The following is a 1,396-nucleotide window of genomic DNA, read 5'->3' as shown; positions in this document are numbered from 1 at the left end:
TGCCGTGAAGCTTAAGTCGATCTTGGATGGTTGATCTTCTGCTGTTGTTGGCTGGTGGGTTGGTACGGCGTGGCGGCGTGGCATCTGTGCTGGTGGGTGGTTTGGTCACGGTTCGTGGCTTCGATGGTGACCCCGGACCAGGTGTCGGTCGGGGTGTTGGTGACGGCGGTCCCGCGGGACGCGGTGGACGAGGCGGTCGCCGTCTGCGGGGTGAGGGCGCGGCGGGCGGGCGGGAAGCTGCCGCCGCATGTGACGGCCTATCTGACGTTGGGGATGTGCCTGTTCCCGGACGACGACTACGCCGAGGTCGCGGCGAAGGTGACCGGGTCGTTGGACCGGTTCGGCTGCTGGGACGCGGTGTGGGCGCCGCCGAGCGCGAGCGGGATCACCCAGGCGCGCAAACGGCTGGGCCCTCAGGTGATGGCCGAGGTGTTCGAGCGGGTCGCGGGCCCGGTCGCGACGCTGTCCACGCGCGGGGCGTGGCTGCGGGGGCGGCTGCTGCTCGCGGTCGACGGGTTCGAGGTCGACGTGCCCGACACCGAGGAGAACGCCGCCGAGTTCGGCTACGCCGGCTCGGGTGAGAAACGGTCGGCGTTCCCGAAGCTGCGGGTCGTCGCGCTGGCGGAGTGCGGCACGCACGCGTTCCGGGCCGCCGAGGTCGGCGGGTGGACGACCAGCGAGAAGGCCCTGGCCCGGGGACTGCTGATGAGGCTTCGCCGGGACGAGGTGCTGACCGCCGACCGGGGGTTCTACTCGTTCGACAACTGGGGACTGGCGGCCGGCACCGGCGCGGACCTGATCTGGCGGGCCCCGACCGGGCTGGGCCTGCCGGTCGTGAAGGTCCTGTCCGACGGCACGTTCCTGACCGTGCTGATCAACCCGAAGGTCACCGGTGCCCGGCGGCGGGCCGCGCTGCTCAGCGCCGCGAAGGCCGGCACCGACCTCGACCCGGACGAGGCGCACCTGGCCCGGGTCGTCGAGTACGACATCCCCGACCGGGCCGGGGGCGGCACCGGCGAACTGGTCGTCGTGCTGACCACGATCCTGGACCCCCGTGACGCCCGGGCCGACGAGATCGCCGCCGGCTACAACGAGCGGTGGGAGGAGGAGACCTCCAACGACCAGCTCAAGACCCACCTGCGTGGCCCCGGCAGGATCCTGCGCTCCCGGCTGCCCGACCTCGCCGTCCAGGAGATGTGGGCCTGGCTGACCGTCCAGCACGCGCTCACCGCCCTGATCGCCGGCGCCGCCGAGGCCGCCGACATCGACCCCGACCGGGTCGGCTTCGCCCGAACTCTGCGCCTGGTCCGCCGTTCCGCCACCGGGACGGCGGACATTCCCCCCTGAGGACTGGAAAGCCCACCTGGCCCGGTTCCACGCCGAGATCACCCGCACG

At 72.2% G+C, this 1,396-nt stretch carries 1 protein-coding gene; it reads left to right on the top strand.

The window, feature by feature from the left end; genetic code table 11:
• Positions 1-123 precede the first annotated feature (123 nt).
• Entirely contained in the window at positions 124-1,347 is a 1,224-nt protein-coding gene (locus tag FDN03_RS15880; protein WP_138178564.1) for an IS4 family transposase, read from the top strand.
• Positions 1,348-1,396: the final 49 nt, after the last annotated feature.

The organism is Glutamicibacter sp. V16R2B1 (assembly GCF_005774635.1).
Classification (GTDB): domain Bacteria; phylum Actinomycetota; class Actinomycetes; order Actinomycetales; family Micrococcaceae; genus Glutamicibacter; species Glutamicibacter creatinolyticus.
Note: the sequence above shows the minus strand (reverse complement) of the source record. Positions and strands in the feature narration are given on the sequence as shown.